We start from the raw sequence: 18445 nt of genomic DNA, 5'->3' as shown, positions 1-18445 counted from the left end.
AGCTGGACCCGAGTAGAGGATCTGCACACGCAGGTTCTCTTTTTTTACTTGAATAGAGACACTTTTCTGCATTACGATACAAGGATTACAACTCATTAATGCAATGAAGGGAGAAGGAGGATAAATTTGACGACTGGAAAAATATTGGGTATTGCATACAATGTCATTCCTGTAAAAAATGTAGAGCAGTCAGCAGCATGGTTTGTGAACCATTTTGGATTTAATATTAGACAGCCAAGAGAAGGCTATATCAGCCTCTTTAGAGACAATAGGCCAATTCTCGATCTGATTGAAAGTGATCATGATTCCAGAGCCGTATTTCAAGTGAAGCAGAAAAAGAGATGGGTGATCACCTTTTTTACAGACAATATCGTTAAACTCCATACTGAACTCACTGCTGATCATGTCCGTGTTGGCAAAGTTAGTGATGAGGGCATATACAGAAAGTTTTTTACTTTTGAGGATTTGGACGGTAATTTGTTCGACGTCTGGGAGCATCATGACTGTGAATTAGTGTATTAGGGTGAAGTAGCATAGCAATATCTTAATATGAGTGAGGAGGACGTACTTAGAATGAGCAAAGAAAAAGTTAGACTGGTCAAACCTTCAGCAGAATATAAAGAAACGTATGTAGCATTTTATGAAGACTGGGTTGCAAGCGGAGAATCGATGGTACCGTGGGTCATTTCGAAAGAGCCCTTTCCTTTTGAAGAGATGTTAGCTTTTTTGGAACGCAGTGAACTAGGCATTGATATCCCGGAAGGCTGGGTTAGGGACAGTACATACTGGCTTGTGACGGAGAGTGATCGAGTTGTAGGAGCCGTAAATATACGACATGAATTGAATGAGAAGCTGTTCCATAGCGGAGGGCATATTGGTTATGGAATTCGTCCAGGCGAGCGTCAGAATGGATACGGTGCGGAGATCCTCAAGCTTTCCTTGGAAATTACCAAAGATCTCGGAATTACCAAAGTATTAGTCGTATGTGATGCCCATAATGAGGTATCCAGAAGAGTTATTCTTCGTAACGGTGGCATCCAGGATCAAGACTATGTAGAGCCTGACGGGAATATCGTTGAGCGGTTCTGGATAGGCAATTAGCTTATGTCGAATAATGATGAAAAATAATATAGATCATGATTGTATTACTTACGTCTGCTGATTAAAATAAAGGTTAGAATCTGGATTGCGGCCGGAAACTATCATCCTATCAGGCATAAGTGAGGTTTTATTATGAATCAACCGGTTAATCGGCCCCGGCGTATTGAGTATCTGGATCTCTATCGTGCTTTTGCAATTATGGCAGTGGTCGCCATTCATGCGACTTCAACAGCAGTTGCACATTATCCCAAGCACACGTTGGATCATAACTTTTATTATTTTTGGAACAGCTTTCTGCAATTTGCCGTACCTGCATTTCTGTTCCTGTCCTCATTGGTGTTGTTCTACAATTACAGCTCCAAGATGAAGGAAAAGGGCTGGATGCCTGCTTTTTATAAAAAGCGATTATTTTATGTTTTTGTGCCTTATCTGGCCTGGTCACTCATTTATTTTATTGTCAAACAATGGCTAGCAGGCAAAGAGCCTTTGGCACATGTGAAGCAGTTCTCGGAGCAATTGTTAACCGGTACTGCACACACGCATTTATATTTTTTTCTGATTATTTTGCAATTTTATGTGGTTTTTCCACTGCTTCTTTCGTTAACTCGTTATCGTTTATTTAATCGATATTTACCGTTGTTCTTTATTGCGGCGCAGGCTGTTTTTTACGCATTGCATTTGCAGTTTCATTTCTCACGGATGGGGAGTTTATTGCCCAGTTACCTAATTGTTATTGGATTCGGTGCATGGATTGGGTTGAACTTCGATGCGGCTTTGAAGAAATTGTTCTCGTACCGTTATGTGCTGATGGCTGCATTGTTAAGCGGAGGAGTAGTCTTTATTTATGGCAATACTTATGTGAAAACGGCTTTCGCCGCAACTCCGGCGCTAACCTATACGCTGCTATTTCTATTCCGTAATCTGTTTACCCTCTCGGCCTGCTTACTCTTGTTGATCGTATGTGAACGAATGGGTGCATGGAAACAGAATGGATCTAATCGGACAACTCGCATTCTAAACTCTTTGGGTACGGTGGCCTTTGGTGTATTCTTAATACATCCATTAGTGCTGTTGTTCTGGAGAAGAGAACTCACCGTGGAACTCGCCCCACACTTCAGCCTTGGCATTATGCTGTCTTATGTTGTGGCGATTTTACTCTCATGGATGATTGCCATGGGGCTTCGTCGAATGAAGTGGGGATGGGTTCTGATCGGACGTTAACGTTGGGCAGATTATGAAACGATGAATATAAAGTAAAACCGAAGAAGAGATTTCAAGCCCTGAACATTCAGCGGATGGCTTGAAATCTCTTTTTTATTTGTCCAATAGGCGTTATTATGGACTAATGTCCATAAAATTCAAGTAATGGGACACATATCGTTGATGTCAGGAGTGGTGGGATGAAGTTCATCATTATTTTTGGTCCACAGGCTGTGGGAAAAATGACGGTGGGTCAGGAATTGGAGAAGATCACCGATCTGAAATTGTTTCACAATCATATGACGATTGAACTCGTGTCCCCTTATTTTAGTTATGGTACATCTCAAGGAAAGAGGCTTGTTAATCTGTTCCGTCAGGAGATTTTTGAAGAAGTGGCGAAGAGCGAGCTGCCCGGTTTGATTTTTACATTTGTGTGGGCATTCGATATGAAAGAGGATTGGGAGTATATTCGCAAAGTCAGTGCGTTGTTTGAGTCCAGAGGTGCAGAGGTATGTTATGTTGAACTGGAGGCTGAGCCGACGGAACGACTGGAGCGTAACAAGAGTCCACATCGGCTGCTGCACAAAGCAACGAAGCGTAATGTCGAATGGTCAGAGCAGGATCTGCTTTCGAGTATGGAGAAATATCGATTGAACTCAGAGCCGGGAGAAATTACGCATGAGCATTATATTCGGATTAATAACACCGATAGGAGCCCGAAAGACGTGGCACAGCTGATCCAAGAACGATTCAATCTGTAAGTGAAAGTGGAGGGGAGAAGCATGTATATCATTTTGGCTTTAATAGTAGGATTTGTTCTGTGTCTTCTGATCCCATACGGTACGATTCTGGCAGGCGCGATTATATTTGCACTTGTTGCAGACAATTATCGTCAGACCATGAGTATGCGCGAGGATATTCGATCCATCAAGCATCATCTAGGACTGATGCACAAGGGTGAAGCGGAAGAGTACCAGATTGATAAACAGTTAACTGATATCGAACACTTGGATTCGGACCAGTTGAAGATCATTAATCGAAGAATCGAAGCAGAGCTGGAGAAGGAAAGCAAAAAGAATAAATCATGATCAAATGACTACACGAAAAGGGAGAAATAGGGCGCGAATGGATTCGAGATTCTACATCTCTATAAAGATGGGTATGGTACGCCGTTGACTGGAGAAAGTGTTGAGATGATATATGTCTGCAAAAAAGTGAGAAAAGCGTGACGAAATAATAATAATAAATTTTTTTGTATGCAATTTTTCATCATTCGGACACATAAAGTTCTTCTCTATGGAGGGCTTTTTTGTTTATTTATGATCCGAATTCAAGAGGATTTCAAGAAGCATATAAGCAAAAATATAGTGAATAAGTGCAAACACTTTTTGTCTGGAATGACGCGAAAATGTTCATGAACGTACCTATTAATTTTGGTTTATAAATGCATGAAGTGGAAGGCGAGTAGTAGGCTGTCTAATACAGATCTGATACAGACAGGTATTGATTTTCTGGATCTGGAGCTGTGGGTGCAAGTATAATTCTCTGGATAAGGCGTCATGCTAAGGGAGTGCTTTTTATGGGAAGGTAGATAGATACAGAATGATTATGCGCAAACAGAAAAAAATACAAAGCAGATAAACAGATTCATTTATGCATTCAAAAAGTGTTTTTTTAGGTGGAAAGTATAATCGATTTTTTTGTTGCACAATGTAGAAAAATGTAATACCATGAACGCACATATAGTTAACATTGAAGTGAAATGGGCAAGGCCAGTGACCTCGTGGAAGGTACGGTTTGCCTTTTTCTGTATATTGGAGTGGATAAAGTGAAGATCGAGAAGGTGTTAAACAATAATGCTGTAGTTGCGATTAAAGACGAACGTGAAGTCATCGTCATTGGCCGGGGAATTGCTTTTCAGAAGCGAGCCGGAGATGAGGTGTCCGAGCAGCATATTGATAAGATATTTACTTTACAGAATGAAAATATTCAGGAAAATTTCAAGGCATTAATCGCGAGCATACCACTGGAATACATGAAAGTGTCTGAGGAGATTATTGCCTATGCCAAGCTGAAGCTTGCTAAAAAGCTAAACGAGAGCATTTATCTGCATCTGACGGATCATATTCATTTTGCCATTGAACGTTACCGTAACAATCTGCCCATCCGTAATGGATTGCTCTGGGAGACTAAGCAGCTTTACAAGGATGAATATGAGGTTGGGCTGGAAGCGTTAAATATGATTTGTGATCAGTTTGGTGTGCTTCTGCCGGAAGATGAGGCGGGGTTTATGGCACTTCATTTTGTAAATGCAGCACTAAACGAAGAAATGCCTAACATCCGAAGCATGACTCAGGTCATGCAGGAGATTTTAACGATCATCAAATATCATTTCAAAATGGACTTTGACGAGAACTCACTGAATTATTATCGATTTGTGACCCATCTGAAGTTTTTCGCCCAACGTCTGGTGAAAGGCAAGCATTACAAGAGCAATAACGACGATGAGTTATTCGAAATGATTCAGAAAAAGTATCCTGAAGCGCACAAGTGCTCAGAGAAAATCAGAAAATTCATTGAAAATAACTACACGTATCAACTGACTAACGAAGAAATGATGTATTTAACCATTCATATTGAGCGAGTGGTGCATGCCACTTCAGAGTAACGATATTACAAAATAAAGATTCTTAAAAAAACGCTTGCAAAAGGTTAGAAGTTATTATATTATGAATCCATAAAGTAAGCGCATACATCAATCGGATTGTAACTGTTCAATCAGGCAATTCCGATACTTCCGACCACTCTGGGTCCGTAAAGATGGGTTGTAACTTACTTTAAGATGAAGTTGTTAATGCTACAACTGAATATCGCTGTGTACAGCCTTACAGGGTTGCAACCGTTAAGGGCAAAACCTGAATTGCTGAATATCACGACTTGTTTCCGGATTTTCCGGTGCGTTGTGTATGTTCAGTAGTTCAGGTTTTCTTTGTTTCACAAGCATCGGGAGTCTACTTAGAGAGGGAGAATTACTATGAACTACGATCAACTGGCCAAAGACATCTTGTCTGGTGTAGGCGGAGCTAAAAACGTAAACAGTGTATTCCATTGCGTAACCAGATTGCGCTTTAAACTCAAAGATGAAAGCGTTGCTAAAACGGAAGAACTTAAAAATCTGCCGGGTGTCATTACCGTCATGCAGAGTGGTGGACAGTATCAGGTCGTAATCGGCAATGAAGTGCCGGATGTATATAAAGCCGTTGTAAAGGCAGGTAATCTGCCTGCTGAGGGCCAGGTTCCAGAACAACAGGATAGTTCTGGTAACAAGGGGAGTTTGTTCGGTCGTTTTATCGATATGATTTCTGGTGTATTTACACCGCTGCTTGGTCTGCTGGCTGCAACAGGGATGATCAAAGGTTTTACAGCTATGTTTTTATCGTTCGGATGGATAGCGGACACATCAGGTACGTACCATCTGCTGAATGCAACGGGCGACTGTCTGTTCTACTTCTTCCCGGTATTCCTTGGTTATACGGCCATCAAAAAATTTGGCGGTTCACCGTTCCTCGGTATGGCGATTGGAGCTACACTCGTATATCCCACGCTGTCCGGTTTGACTGCGGGTGATCCGCTATATACCTTGTTCGCAGGTACATTATTTGAATCACCAATTCACATTACGTTCTTGGGTATTCCTGTAATCCTGATGAATTACTCATCATCGGTTATTCCGATCATTATCGCTACATTCTTTGCAGTGAAAATAGAGAAATTCTTCAAAAATGTTATTCCTAAAGTGGTTAGCACGTTCCTGGTTCCATTCTTCACACTGCTGGTTATCGTTCCTGCAACGTTCCTTGTGATTGGTCCAATATCCACATGGGCAGGTCAATTGATTGGTGCAGGAGCAACAGGCATCTATGAATTAAGCCCACTCGTTACAGGTTTGGTCATCGGCGGTTTGTGGCAAGTGTTTGTATTGTTTGGTCTTCACTGGGGACTCGTACCAGTCATGCTTCTTAACCTGAGTACGTCCGGATCTGACCCAGTGGTTGCGATGTCTTTCGCCGCTTCCTTTGCCCAAATTGGTGCAGTACTCGCCGTTATGTTAAAAACCAAGAATGCCAAATTGAAATCATTAAGTATTCCAGCCTTCATCTCGGGGATCTTCGGTGTAACTGAGCCAGCCATCTATGGTGTGACACTTCCACTGAAAAAACCATTTATCATGAGCTGTATCGCAGGTGGTATTGGAGGCGGAATTCTAGGATTATTCGGATCGAAAATGTACATGTTTGGCGGACTTGGCGTATTCGGCTATCCGACCTTCATCAACTCAAAAACAGGCGTTGATTCCGGATTCTACATGGCTCTTGTAGCTACAGCGGTTGCGTTCATCCTTGGTTTTGTTCTTACGTATGTTGTTGGTTTCAAAGACAAGGCAGATGCAGTTCCAGCGCCAACACCTGTACTTGATCCAAACCCGAACAACAGATATGAAATTTTCAGCCCAATGGCTGGTGAAGTGGTTGAACTGAAAGAAATCAATGACGTTACCTTTGCAGGAGAGCATATGGGTAAAGGGATTGCCATTCGTCCAACCAGCGGTAGAGTAGTATCTCCAATCACGGGTGTCGTACAAACGGTATATCGCACCAAACACGCGATTGGTCTTGTAACCGATGATGGTGTTGAGATGCTGATTCATATTGGACAGGATACGGTGCAATTGAAAGGTCAGCATTTCACAGCTCATGTAAAAGATGGCGACCGCGTTAATGTGGGCGATCTGATCATGGAATTTGATCTGCAAGCGATCAATGATGCCGGATATGAGACGGTTACACCGATTATTATTACGAACACGTCCAATTATCTGGATGTAGTGGGCACGAAGGATGCATCTGTGAAAGAGAAAGACAAATTGCTTACGGTGCTCGGCTAACTGAACGTTCATTATGGATAGGAGGCAGACGTGAATGTATGAAAAATTAACAGCCTTCCCGGAGAATTTTCTCTGGGGAGGAGCAACGGCAGCGAACCAGCTTGAGGGAGCCTATCTTGAAGGTGGCAAAGGGTTAACTACGGTTGACCTGATTCCCACAGGGGCTAATCGCTTCCCTATTGCTTTGGGAAATGTCGATTCATATGAGCCCAAAGATGGAGAGTTTTATCCTTCGCATGAAGCGATTGATTTTTATCATCGATACAAAGAAGATATCGCACTATTTGCGGAAATGGGATTCAAATGCTTCAGACTCTCTGTAGCCTGGGCACGGATTTTCCCTAATGGCGATGACGCTGAGCCGAACGAGGCAGGATTGCAGTTTTACGATGATGTCTTCGACGAATTGTTAAAATACAATATTGAACCTGTTGTCACAATCTGTCACTTTGATGTCCCTGTGCATCTGGTCGAAACGTATGGCGGATGGAAGAACCGTAAGATGATTGGTTTCTTTGAGACTTATGCAAAGACATTGTTCGATCGTTACAAGGACAAGGTCAAATACTGGATGACGTTTAATGAAATCAATATGCTGCTGCATCTTCCGTATATTGGAGCGGGTATTGTTCTTCAGGAAGGTGAGAATAAAGAGCAGGTTCTCTATCAGGCAGCGCATCATGAATTGGTTGCTAGTGCTCTGGCTGTGAAGGCCTGTCACGAAATTATTCCAGGTGCTCAGATTGGTTGTATGCTCGCAGCAGGCATGGTCTATCCTTACACTTCCAACCCGGATGATGTATGGAAAGCCATGGAGCAGGATCGGGAGTCGTTCTTCTTTATCGATGTTCAGTCCAAAGGAGCGTATCCTGGGTATACCAAGCGTTTCTTCAGAGAACACGAGATCGTGATTGATATGCAGCCGGAAGATGCAGATATTCTCATGCAGAATACAGTTGACTATATTGGATTCAGCTATTACGCTAGCCGCTGTACAAGCACTGATCCGAAAATTTTGAAGGATTCGACCGAAGGCAATGTGTTTGGTTCAGTGAAGAACCCGTATCTTCAAGCTTCCGAATGGGGCTGGACGATTGATCCGAAGGGTCTTCGAATTACCTGTAACCAGCTGTATGACCGCTATGGCAAACCATTGTTTATTGTGGAAAATGGACTTGGTGCAACGGATGCATTGCTGGACAATGACACCGTTGAAGACGATTACCGTATTGATTATCTGAATCGTCATTTTGCCGAGATGGCTGAAGCCATTCAGGACGGGGTTGAGCTTCTGGGTTACACGAGCTGGGGACCGATTGATCTGGTCAGCGCAGGTACCGGGGAGATGAAAAAACGGTACGGTTACATTTATGTAGACCGGAGCAATGATGGAAGCGGCACACTTCGCAGAGTGAAAAAGAAAAGTTTCCATTGGTACAAAGAGGTTATTGCCAATAATGGGGCGCAATATTTTTAACTCCAGGTGTAGTCCCTTTCGAATATACAAAGAGCAGTCTCGTTTACACGGGATTGCTCTTTGCTATGAAGGATGAATTTGACTCATAATTTGTTTCAAATATATAATGAAAAGATCAAGAGAATCTTGTCACTTAAGAAGGGAGGAGCATCCAATCATGAAGAAAAAATCACTTGCGTTTATATCTCCGGGATATGGATACTCCACTGCTGTCTTTTTCTAGAATCTATTCCAAGGGAGAAGTGTGCCCAAATTAGGAAGAAAACTAGGGAATACCGCAGAAAAATCTTAAGAATGACGAGGTAATCAACATGAAAACCGACAAAATTACTAGAAAAAATCCAGCTAATATGCCAGCTCCTGTAGGACAGTACACGCATATTACAAGAATTCCGAGGAATGCAGAGTTGTTCGTGACGTCGGGTCAAATTGGAGCAGATCGTAGCGGACACTTTCCGGACAGTCTGAATGAGCAAGTCACGAATACATTCAATAATATTAAAACAGTGCTCGAATCCGAGCGTTTAGATGCTGAACATATTATCAAAGTTAACGTATGGGCAACGGAGAAAATCGATTGGGATTTCTTATACGCTGAGTGGGGACAATTATTCAGTCATGATTATCCTGCGATGACAATTGGATATATTACGGAGTTAGGTCTACCCGAAATTAAAATTGAAATCGAAATTTGGGCAGCAAAAGTGTAGAACCAAATAAACTTATTCAAACCATGGGGCTTCGATAGAAGCCCCATGGTTTTTTTTATTTCTTTATTTGTTAGAAATGGAAATGGCGATGATCCATGCCATTATGAGTGAATGTAATTGTGTTATGGCACTTGCAGACTCTGATAGGCATTCAGTCGCCCATACGTCCAGTAAATACCAGAACCGGATACGGGATCGGATGCGAAGCATAAGGCATCGCGAATCTGCGCATTGGTTTTCCCGCGGGCAGCCAGTAATGCAGCCACTCCCGCTACATGGGGAGCCGCCATGGACGTTCCGCTTAGATAGGCATAAGAGCCGCCCAGGTATGTGGACAGAATGGTATCACCCGGTGCAGCCATATCTACCCATGATCCATAGTTTGAGAAATTCGATTTGAGGTCGGAAGGATTGGTTGAAGCAACCGCAATGACGTTGGGGTAAGATGCAGGTACAATCGGATAAGAAGTATTATCATTACCTGCTGCCGCGATGATGACAGCGCCCCGATCCCATGCATATTGCACAGCTGCCTGAAGAAAAGCCTCTCCCGTTGGTCCACCGAGACTCAGGTTAACGACTTGAATACCGTTGTTGGCCGCGTAAACAAGTCCGTTTCCGACGTTGCCCGTTGTACCTTGTCCATTGTTGTCCAATACACGTAGCGGGACAATCGAAGCGAGTGGTGCCGTACCTGCAATGCCAACTCCGTTATTTGTTATAGAAGCCGCAATTCCAGCTACATGGGTGCCGTGCCCGTTACCGTCTTCGGGAATACTATCATAATCAACGTAATCGTATCCGGGAAGGAGCTTGCCAGCAAGCTCAGGGTGGTTTAACTGCACGCCAGTGTCAATGATCGCTATTTTAACCGAGCTGTTACTCTGGGAAATATCCCAGGCAGCAGGAGCATTAATTTTTTGCAGGTTGTATTGGTAAGGGAAAAAAGGGTCATTTGGTGTAAACGATGCCTGAAGGTAGTAGTTCGGTTCAGCGTGCTCGATGAGCACATGGTCCTTGTAGTGCTTTAACATACGTTGCATTTTCTTTCTTGATTCCATGCGATACCAGCCCAGATCTTCATACGTTTCGGCTACGTTGCATTTTGCTTTTTTATGCAGGGTGTGCATCTCGTCGGCTGTCGTACCTTCCTTGAACTTGATTAACAGCTGCTTGGGTGCGTGGGGATGAAACTTTTTGGCTGCAAGTTTATCTTCCACATAACGATAGGCGAAACCCAATGCCAGCAGGGCTGCAGCAGAGATTCCTAGCGATAACCACATATGTTCTTCCCCCTCGAATTTGATTGATGACACGCCTTATAGTATGCGATCTCTATCAAATCGCGCGGGCTTTCTTCTATTTTGGTTAGTAGTTTAGATAGATTGATAGGAAGAGCTTATTTCGGTAGAATTGTAAGCAGAGAGCGAACTTGCGCTTAGTTGGGTTCGTATACGGAGCTGAAAAGGCTCGAATCTAAGGATAAGGAATGTGGATTTTGTGACACATCTTCAGGCCGTACCGAGAGTGATAGCTATTCAGGAGCACCAAATGAATGATGCAATTGATTTTGCCATGCGTGTCCGCAAAGAAGTATTTCCAATGCTGGATCATGAGGAATTACCTGTAGATCTGGAGCAATTCAAAGAACGTTATCTGGATTCAGCCGATGCTGTCTTTCTGGTTGCGGTCACGGAAGACAAAGAGATTGTGGGTTCAATTGGCATCCTGCCTTATGATGGGCGCATCGAAGTTGTGAATGGGCGATACCCTGAGCAGTCTGCCGCCGAAATTGTGAAATGTTATGTGGATTCAAAATATCGCAGATACGGCATCGGTTCACTCCTCGTAAGAGAACTGGAGAACGTGGTGGCAGAGCTGCGCTATACAACGTTGTATTTACATACGCATCGCTTTTTGCCTGGAGCCGTCGATTTCTGGAAACGGCAGGGATATGTGGTTGTTGTTGAGCAGGACGATGATTGGCAGACGGTGCATATGGACAAGTTGGCATGTAAGTGACCATTGGAATTATTGGAGTATGGGAAGCGTCAAGCCAAACAAAGAGACTGTAACTGGAAAAGGACAAACCTAGAACGTTGAGATAGGAGAGGTGTATCTATGTATACAAGTCTGATCCGTGATGCATTTGGATTACTTTAATGGGGAACCTGAAGTGTATGCGGACTCCTTTGCTGGCTTTTTGGAAAAATTGATTGATCAGCGAACACCTCGTAATTAATAATTTTGAATGTCAGGATCACGTGCAAATGATGATTGGTGGAGGAGCCGGAGAGTATGTTGTTACCGTTGAAAGTGATGTTGAGATTCGCAATCTGATTGATTCTGGCCAGGATGAAGAAGATTTTACAGAACTTACGGTGGGCGGGCAGGCCTGCGAATATCCGACGACATATCTGGTTAATCTTGAGATGGTGAAAATGGCGATAATGGAGATATTTTTTGAAACTTCCGCACAATTGAATTGGGGAATTATAGTGAAATAGGTATCTGGAATAGAATGAATACTATAACAGGTAAGATACATGATGGGGGCAAATGCAGATGAGTACAACGAATCGAAAGATTGTTTTTATAGATATTGATGGCACATTGGTAGATGATGATGGCAACATTCCGTTGTCTGCACAACAGGCGTGCAAACAGGCACGTGAAAAAGGACATCTGCTTTATTTATGTACAGGACGATCGAAGGCGGAAATCTATGATTCTATTTGGAATGTAGGATTTGACGGTCTGATCGGTGCCGGTGGTGGATATGTTGAGTTCGGTCAGGATGTGCTGTATCACAAAAGGGTAACGGCTGAAGATGTACGGCATATGGTCGATTTCTTCAATGAACACCAGATTGACTTCTATTTGGAATCCAATTCGGCTTTGTACGCCAGCGTCAATCTTCAATCTCATCTGGAACGCCGCATCTATGGTGATGTAGAGAATGATCCCAATGCCAGAGCGAAAAAAGAACAAAAGCCACATCCGTTTATTGCTGGTTTGACGTATGGTGAAGCCGATCTATACAAGGATGATGTAAATAAGGTTTGTTTTCTGGAAAGCTCTACGATTCCGTTCAATCGAATCAAGCAGGAGTTCGAAGGCAAATTCGAAGTCATTCAGTGCACGGTGCCCATCTTCGGTGAAGGAAGCGGTGAACTGATGATCCCGGGCATTCATAAAGCCATTGCTATTGCCGATTTGCTGGAACACCTGGGCATGTCACGTGAAGATACACTCGCCATTGGGGACGGCATGAATGATGCCGAGATGCTGGAGTATTGTGCTGTAGGGATTGCGATGGGCAATGCCAAGCCTGGTCTCAAAGCCATTGCAGATGATATAACTGGAACTATCGAAGAAGATGGTTTGTACCACAGTTTTGTGAAATATGGATTGATTGAGTCCTAATCAACCCCAAACGAGTGGAAGAGGTGAAACCAATGTCGGAAGGAATAAAAGTTGAGCTAGAAATTAGTGCATTCGGTCAGGAAACAGTACCATCGTACGACGATTCTTTTCGTAAACATGAGATCGCAAGAACTCGTATTTTACCTAAAGAAACAACATTAGCGCAACTTGAAGAGTTGGTAAAGGAAATGATGGCAGAGATCAAAGAGGATTTTCAGCAACCTGAACAGTTATTAGCCAAAGTAACCCTGAGAGCGAAGGAAACAGATGGGGTATTGAAATATTTGGGTTAGGGCGAATGTTAAGCTTTTGAACATGAAGGAGAGAATTACATATTTTCTCCCATCTGACCGATATAAAATAGGTATGCTTATTGACCAGAAAACGAAAGGAGTGCAGAACATGGATATTGCAGCATTATCAATGGCTATGAGTCAAGTCTCAGTGTCACAGTCGGCGAGCTTGCAAGTCATGTCAATGTCGAAAGACATGGCAGAGCAGCAAGGTCAGCAACTAACAGAAATGTTAAAGTCGGTTCAGGCTCCTCATCCCAATCTGGGTGGAAGTCTGGATATTTCGGTCTAGACGATATTCGAGTTTGCGTCCTCGCGTTAAATTTGCAGCAAGCAAAACCCAAACGGCTCCAATTCCAAGGAATTGAAGCCGTTTGGGTTATTTATTTTATCTTAGTTCATCTCCGACAAGCTTGGAGATCGGCTTTCCAATGGAAGTGTATCTTTCAGCGTCCATAACTCATCGTAACTGGAAATCTGAAGATCGGCTTTGGATAAGTCCTGGTCACCTGATCCTGGATTACGGTATCCGATGCAGCGCATGCCTGCACTTTTGGCGGCCTGAACGCCATTGCGCGAATCCTCAATGACAAGACAGTTCGAAGGGGATGCTCCAATCATTTCAGATGTAGTCAGGAAAATATCCGGAGCCGGTTTGCCGTTCGAAACTTCCTCACCTGTCATTCGGACCTCAAAGTATTTTCCAAGTCCGGTCTTGTCCATGATCAGATCGATCAGTGCACGTGGAGATGAAGAAGCAACGGCTATCGGAATGTGCTGCTCATGCAGCCAGCTTAACCAGCGTTCTACGGAAGGCATGGCCGTCAGCTTCGGGTGAGCCAGCATCGTCTGCATCACATTATGTTGATGGTAGGCGAGGGCTTCTTCCACGGTAGCGGTCAACTGGTGCTTGTCCAACACTTGCCGCCACATCGATTCCAGCGTAACTCCAACATAGGTGTGATGTTCCGCCTCCGTCATCTTTGCTCCAAAATGGGCAAAAGAGCTGCGTTCAATCTCGAAATAAATCGGTTCGCTGTCAATCAGTACGCCATCCATGTCAAAAATGACCGCCTGAATGCTGTCATCCTTCGACTCTCCCAGCCCGTCAAACTCCTTGTTTGCTACCATGTTGTATTCCTCCTCCAGGATTCTGTAAGCAATTATCTCTAATTTATCTCAATCATGATTAACTTGCTACATTAGATACTGGAGCCGCTGGATTGCAGCACCACTTTGATGGCATGTGAAGAAGCTTGAAGTGTGCGTCCCTGTATATCGCAGCCGAGCGTGCGGAATGCCTCTTCGTAATCCTCCAACGGGAACGAGTGGGTGATAATTTTTTTCGCCGGGATAATCTGTTGCTCAATCATGTAATGTGCTGTTGCGAATGTGCCCAGGGAGTCGATGGAACCAATGATTTTCAGACTGCGGTCCACAACTTCCTTGGGATTGAACGATGTGTTTCCATCTCTCAGACCAACCAGCATGAGATAACCGCCGCTGGCGAGCTGGGAAAGCACTTGTGTGCCCACGACGCCTGTCGTATCCACAATCATATCAACCTGATTGGTTGTGGGTGCCAGCGACTCTATCGCATTTTCAAAGGATGAATGAACCTCCCAGCGGTCCGGTGCAATCGAACCTGCAATAGCCAAGCGTTCTTCGGAGATATCGACGAGACAGCCAGTGACACCTTTGGAAGCGAGTGCGTAGCTGTATAGAATGCCAATCGGGCCCGCACCGAGGATAATTGTTCTAAAATTCGGCAATAGATGGATCTGATTAATACCTGTAAGCATGCAGCTCAGTGGTTCAGTCAGGGTCGCTTCCTCATAGCTCACATGGTCCTTCAACTTATACAAAAAGCGGTCCTCGGTTACATAATAATCCGTAAATGTACCGTCAGCACTCACACCTGTCTCCGTAACCGACTTATGTGTGCAGTGATTTTGTCTGCCTGTTCTGCACATGTCGCATTGCCCGCAATAATAGGTAGGATCGATGACAACCCGGTCGCCCGGTTGCAGTGTCGTTACAGCAGAGCCCACGGCAATGACTTCCCCGGCAGATTCATGACCAAGAATGACGGAAGGAACCGCATGGTATTTACCGCTAACAATACCGAGGTCGGTACCGCATACACCCGTTGCCCGGATTCGAACCAACACCTGATTATCTCTCGTGATTTCCGGAACAGGCCGTTCCTCAAGCGCTACATCCCAAGCCGATTTGTATACCAATGCTAACATGATAAAACCTCCTTATAATAATATAAAATGTAATTCAGATTACACGATAACGAAGAGAACAGAACAAACATGGAGAAGCGGAGCGTTCGCCTTTATCACCGGATTTTCCCCTGAAAAAGGGAATCAAAAAAATCTGGGGATAACAGCGATCGAAAGGCTGTTCTGTTAGCGTAGTGTCCGAGTGTAATTTGAATTACGTATTAATGAACGCTGGCAAGCACCGAATCGAGTCGCTCTACAATTTCGACCAACTCATCTTCTGTTGTAGTTAGCGATGGTCTGACCTTAACTACGTTCCCGAAGCCGTAACGTGATCCTCTTAAAATCAGATGCTCATCCGTAAAGGCACGGTCGATAATGGCGTTAGTTTTATCCGTATCCGGTTCATTATTGTCACCCACCATTTCCAATCCCCACATCAGCCCGACTCCGCGTGCTTCACCGATGCTTGGATATTTCATGGCCAAATCTTGCAGTAATCCACCTAAAATTTCACCTTTACGTTTCACGTCATCCAGGAATCCGGGTTCGGATACAACCTCCAAGGTAGATTTGGCAGCGGTTACGGAGATCAAATTGCTTCCTGAGGTGAAGGAATGTTCATGTTTTTCCAGTACGTTCAATCGGGACTGCATCAATACCGCAGCAACAGGTACACCAATTCCGCCGAGACCTTTGGCAAGAGTAATCATGTCAGGCTGGATATCGAACAGTTCGCTGGCGAACATGTACCCGGTACGTCCGATTCCCGTCTGCACTTCGTCGGCAATAAGAATGATGTTGTACTCATCACACAGCTTACGCAGGCGCTTGAAATATCCTGCAGGAGGAATGATATTGCCGCCATTGCCGAGAATTGGTTCAATAATCATGCAGGCGACTGAGCCGGAGCTCGCATATTCTATGGCATCGGAGATAGCTTCAACACATTGATATCCGCAGTCTCCGCTTGAAGATTTGAATGGGCAACGATAGCAGTATGGTGCAGGTACATGTACGGAGTTGGCAACAGCTGAGTTGGGAAACCGTTTCCGCCGGAAGGCATTTCCCGAAATCCCGGTTGCAAATTGGGTCTGCCCATGATGGGACAGGTACAGGCTGATAATGTCTGTGGATTGCGTGTATTTCTGTGCAATTTTGGTGGCACATTCATTGGCGGTTGAGCCCGTAATATCCCGCATCCAACCGGCATTAATGTCGTTTGGAGCATATTCAATGAGATGATCGAGCACTTCATCCACATACGGTTCTGTGAAGGAGGAAGACATATGCGTCAGATTGCCGACTTGTTCCTGAATTTTGCTCACGACATGTGGGTGATTGTAGCCCAGTGACAGGTTGAACGTACCGGATACACCATCCAGATATTCAACGCCTGCATCGTCAATCAACTTAATCCCTTGTCCGGTTCTGAAACGGTTTTTGGTTAAGGTTTGCATATGATTCCCTCCATAAATGTAATGTTCTAGCCTGAACGAAGATCAAAAATTCCGGTTTACGCAGGCATCACCCCTCTCAAGAAGCAACGTTTAAATCTCTTTACTTTGATGTGCGAGAGTTCCACTTACGGTGCTGTTCCTTACGTTCCAGAGATAAGAGAGTACGAGAGTGAGGAGCAGAATCAGACAAAATCCGGCCAAAATCCAGATCGTGTTTACTACAGGCCACGCACTCATGCTCCATCCGGTTACATACTGCAGGATGGCGCCACCGATACCGCCTGATGCAATCAGAATGCTGGTTGTGCGCTCAGTCATGCCCGGAATCAGAATGTTGGCATAGACCAGTGCGATACAGAACAGTCCTGACATGAACAATCCGGTTCCGAAGATTAGCAGGTATGTTGCCCATTGGCCTGTTACGAATACCATGGCAACGGCGAACAAAAGTGTACCTACCGTACTCCAGATCAGGAAAGGCATGTAGTTGACGGCTTCAGCAATTTTTCCGGAAAAAAGACGACCGATAATCATAGCAATCCATAGGATAGATACGCTGAGTGAAGCGACAGACTCCTGTAACTGCAATCGTTCGACCAGGATGGAAGGCAGGAAGTTCATCAGGCCTAACTCCAGACCCATGTAAACGAAGAAAAAGATAACGAAGATCGTGAGCAGCCCCAGATGTTTTCTGGAATACTGGGCCCTGCCTGTTGCATGTCCAACTGTATTTTCACCAGCTTGTTTCAAATAAGAAGCGGCGGAGGAGGGCATGGTCACCCATAGCAGCATGAGAATAAGGGATAACGCGGAAACGGTATAAAACGTAAGATGCCAAAGATCCAGCCAAATGTATAAGGCAGCGACTGCCGGAATGAGAAGTGCTCCAAGGGCAAAGTACACATCAAGCTTGGACATTGCGACTGCTTTCTGATTTTCCGTAAATTCTATCGTAAACGCACCAACGGAGGGCTCAATGATGCCAGACCCAAACCCGACAATAATGGTTAGAAGAAGAACGATTGTCCAGGATGGCAAGAATCCGAGAACGGCATAGGCGGCCACAATACAGATCAATGCGATGGTTAACATGGATTTTCTGCCGATGCGGGCAGTCATGGAAGGAGCAACGAGCACCCCGACAAGAAAACCGAGGAACTGCAAAAACAACAAAAATCCGCCATCACTATAACCACGCTCATAATGTGTCAATAAAACGGGTAGAAGTGCACCGAGTACAACGCTGGTTATGCCGATTAACAGATAAAAACCGCAGCTTAAAGCGAAAATTCTTCTCATAAGTTGTCCTCCTAAGATGGATATAAATTTTATATTATGTAAATAATGTTTCTTTCGTATATAACTTATACCATAATTATGCAATTGTACATGCTTTTTATTGTAAAATAATGTTAACTTTTGACGAATGGATGATCTTTCTCACACAATGTTCAACCTAAAACGATTTCGTGTCGAAGCAAAAAAAGTTTCCTTGTCTGTAATAGACAGGAAACTTCTTGATGTTCGGGAACATTAATCCGAATATGATTTAACTTAAGCTGTCGTCCCACACTAAGCAGTCTGCACAAAGAAAATTCCTTC

Annotated in this window: 19 protein-coding genes; 14 read left to right on the top strand and 5 right to left on the bottom strand. The window is 44.1% G+C overall.

The features are described 5' to 3' along the window. Positions 1 to 126 precede the first annotated feature (126 nt). The 9 genes from ACDJ58_RS17875 (at position 127) to ACDJ58_RS17835 (ending at position 9433) form a co-directional block, all read left to right on the top strand. The gene (locus tag ACDJ58_RS17875; RefSeq protein ID WP_413372212.1) at positions 127 to 522 is read left to right on the top strand and encodes a VOC family protein; all 396 of its coding nucleotides are present in this window, start codon (positions 127 to 129) and stop codon (positions 520 to 522) included. Between the two features lie 51 nt (positions 523 to 573). After that, positions 574 to 1101: a GNAT family N-acetyltransferase gene (locus ACDJ58_RS17870; RefSeq protein ID WP_413372211.1), complete on the top strand. Its 528-nt coding sequence runs from the start codon at positions 574 to 576 to the stop codon at positions 1099 to 1101. Positions 1102 to 1233: 132 nt separating this feature from the next. Further along, positions 1234 to 2322, top strand: a complete 1089-nt coding sequence (locus tag ACDJ58_RS17865) for an acyltransferase (RefSeq protein ID WP_413372210.1) — start codon at positions 1234 to 1236, stop codon at positions 2320 to 2322. Positions 2323 to 2501: 179 nt separating this feature from the next. After that, entirely contained in the window at positions 2502 to 3062 is a 561-nt protein-coding gene (locus tag ACDJ58_RS17860) for a shikimate kinase (RefSeq protein ID WP_413372209.1), read from the top strand. A gap of 21 nt (positions 3063 to 3083) precedes the next feature. Then, on the top strand, positions 3084 to 3389 hold the full coding sequence (locus tag ACDJ58_RS17855) for a DUF456 domain-containing protein (protein WP_113052062.1): 306 nt from the start codon (positions 3084 to 3086) through the stop codon (positions 3387 to 3389). 740 nt (positions 3390 to 4129) lie between these two features. After that, on the top strand, positions 4130 to 4969 hold the full coding sequence (gene licT / locus ACDJ58_RS17850) for a BglG family transcription antiterminator LicT (RefSeq protein WP_413372208.1): 840 nt from the start codon (positions 4130 to 4132) through the stop codon (positions 4967 to 4969). A 366-nt stretch (positions 4970 to 5335) separates the two neighbouring features. Further along, positions 5336 to 7246 carry a beta-glucoside-specific PTS transporter subunit IIABC gene (locus ACDJ58_RS17845; protein ID WP_413372206.1) on the top strand — a complete coding sequence of 637 codons (1911 nt, stop codon included), beginning with the start codon at positions 5336 to 5338 and terminating at the stop codon, positions 7244 to 7246. Positions 7247 to 7280: 34 nt separating this feature from the next. After that, a complete protein-coding gene (locus tag ACDJ58_RS17840; RefSeq protein ID WP_413372205.1) occupies positions 7281 to 8723 on the top strand; it encodes a 6-phospho-beta-glucosidase in 1443 nt (480 codons plus the stop codon). A 311-nt stretch (positions 8724 to 9034) separates the two neighbouring features. After that, positions 9035 to 9433, top strand: coding sequence for a RidA family protein (locus tag ACDJ58_RS17835; protein WP_413372203.1), 399 nt, complete (start codon positions 9035 to 9037; stop codon positions 9431 to 9433). A 122-nt stretch (positions 9434 to 9555) separates the two neighbouring features. Here the strand turns inward: ACDJ58_RS17835 and ACDJ58_RS17830 are convergent, their stop codons facing one another. After that, on the bottom strand, positions 9556 to 10716 hold the full coding sequence (locus ACDJ58_RS17830) for a S8 family peptidase (protein WP_413372202.1): 1161 nt from the start codon (positions 10714 to 10716) through the stop codon (positions 9556 to 9558). A 208-nt stretch (positions 10717 to 10924) separates the two neighbouring features. On the opposite strand from ACDJ58_RS17830, the gene ACDJ58_RS17825 reads away from it, so the two are divergent. The 5 genes from ACDJ58_RS17825 to ACDJ58_RS17805 all read left to right on the top strand — a co-directional run bounded on the left by ACDJ58_RS17825 (position 10925) and on the right by ACDJ58_RS17805 (position 13444). Continuing rightward, entirely contained in the window at positions 10925 to 11455 is a 531-nt protein-coding gene (locus ACDJ58_RS17825) for a GNAT family N-acetyltransferase (RefSeq protein WP_413372201.1), read from the top strand. A gap of 248 nt (positions 11456 to 11703) precedes the next feature. Continuing rightward, the gene (locus ACDJ58_RS17820) at positions 11704 to 11940 is read left to right on the top strand and encodes a hypothetical protein (protein ID WP_413372200.1); all 237 of its coding nucleotides are present in this window, start codon (positions 11704 to 11706) and stop codon (positions 11938 to 11940) included. A gap of 58 nt (positions 11941 to 11998) precedes the next feature. After that, a complete protein-coding gene (locus tag ACDJ58_RS17815) occupies positions 11999 to 12859 on the top strand; it encodes a Cof-type HAD-IIB family hydrolase (protein WP_413372199.1) in 861 nt (286 codons plus the stop codon). 32 nt (positions 12860 to 12891) lie between these two features. Then, positions 12892 to 13152 carry a hypothetical protein gene (locus ACDJ58_RS17810; protein WP_413372198.1) on the top strand — a complete coding sequence of 87 codons (261 nt, stop codon included), beginning with the start codon at positions 12892 to 12894 and terminating at the stop codon, positions 13150 to 13152. A 109-nt stretch (positions 13153 to 13261) separates the two neighbouring features. Then, positions 13262 to 13444, top strand: coding sequence for a YjfB family protein (locus tag ACDJ58_RS17805; protein WP_413372197.1), 183 nt, complete (start codon positions 13262 to 13264; stop codon positions 13442 to 13444). A 101-nt stretch (positions 13445 to 13545) separates the two neighbouring features. Here ACDJ58_RS17805 and ACDJ58_RS17800 read toward each other — a convergent pair whose 3' ends face one another. The 4 genes from ACDJ58_RS17800 to ACDJ58_RS17785 form a co-directional block, all read right to left on the bottom strand. Beyond that, positions 13546 to 14283 (bottom strand): HAD family hydrolase, encoded by a 738-nt coding sequence (locus tag ACDJ58_RS17800; RefSeq protein WP_413372196.1) that lies wholly within the window; start codon positions 14281 to 14283, stop codon positions 13546 to 13548. A gap of 71 nt (positions 14284 to 14354) precedes the next feature. Continuing rightward, entirely contained in the window at positions 14355 to 15404 is a 1050-nt protein-coding gene (locus tag ACDJ58_RS17795; protein ID WP_091000370.1) for a zinc-dependent alcohol dehydrogenase, read from the bottom strand. A gap of 200 nt (positions 15405 to 15604) precedes the next feature. Next, the gene (locus tag ACDJ58_RS17790; protein ID WP_024630502.1) at positions 15605 to 16843 is read right to left on the bottom strand and encodes an aspartate aminotransferase family protein; all 1239 of its coding nucleotides are present in this window, start codon (positions 16841 to 16843) and stop codon (positions 15605 to 15607) included. Positions 16844 to 16933: 90 nt separating this feature from the next. Further along, positions 16934 to 18142 (bottom strand): MFS transporter, encoded by a 1209-nt coding sequence (locus ACDJ58_RS17785; protein WP_413372194.1) that lies wholly within the window; start codon positions 18140 to 18142, stop codon positions 16934 to 16936. Positions 18143 to 18445 lie beyond the last annotated feature (303 nt).

The sequence above is a fragment of the Paenibacillus taichungensis genome (assembly GCF_047302525.1).
Lineage (GTDB): Bacteria > Bacillota > Bacilli > Paenibacillales > Paenibacillaceae > Paenibacillus > Paenibacillus taichungensis_B.
The sequence above is the reverse complement of the archived record's forward strand: the minus strand, read 5'-3'. Positions and strand labels throughout refer to the sequence as shown.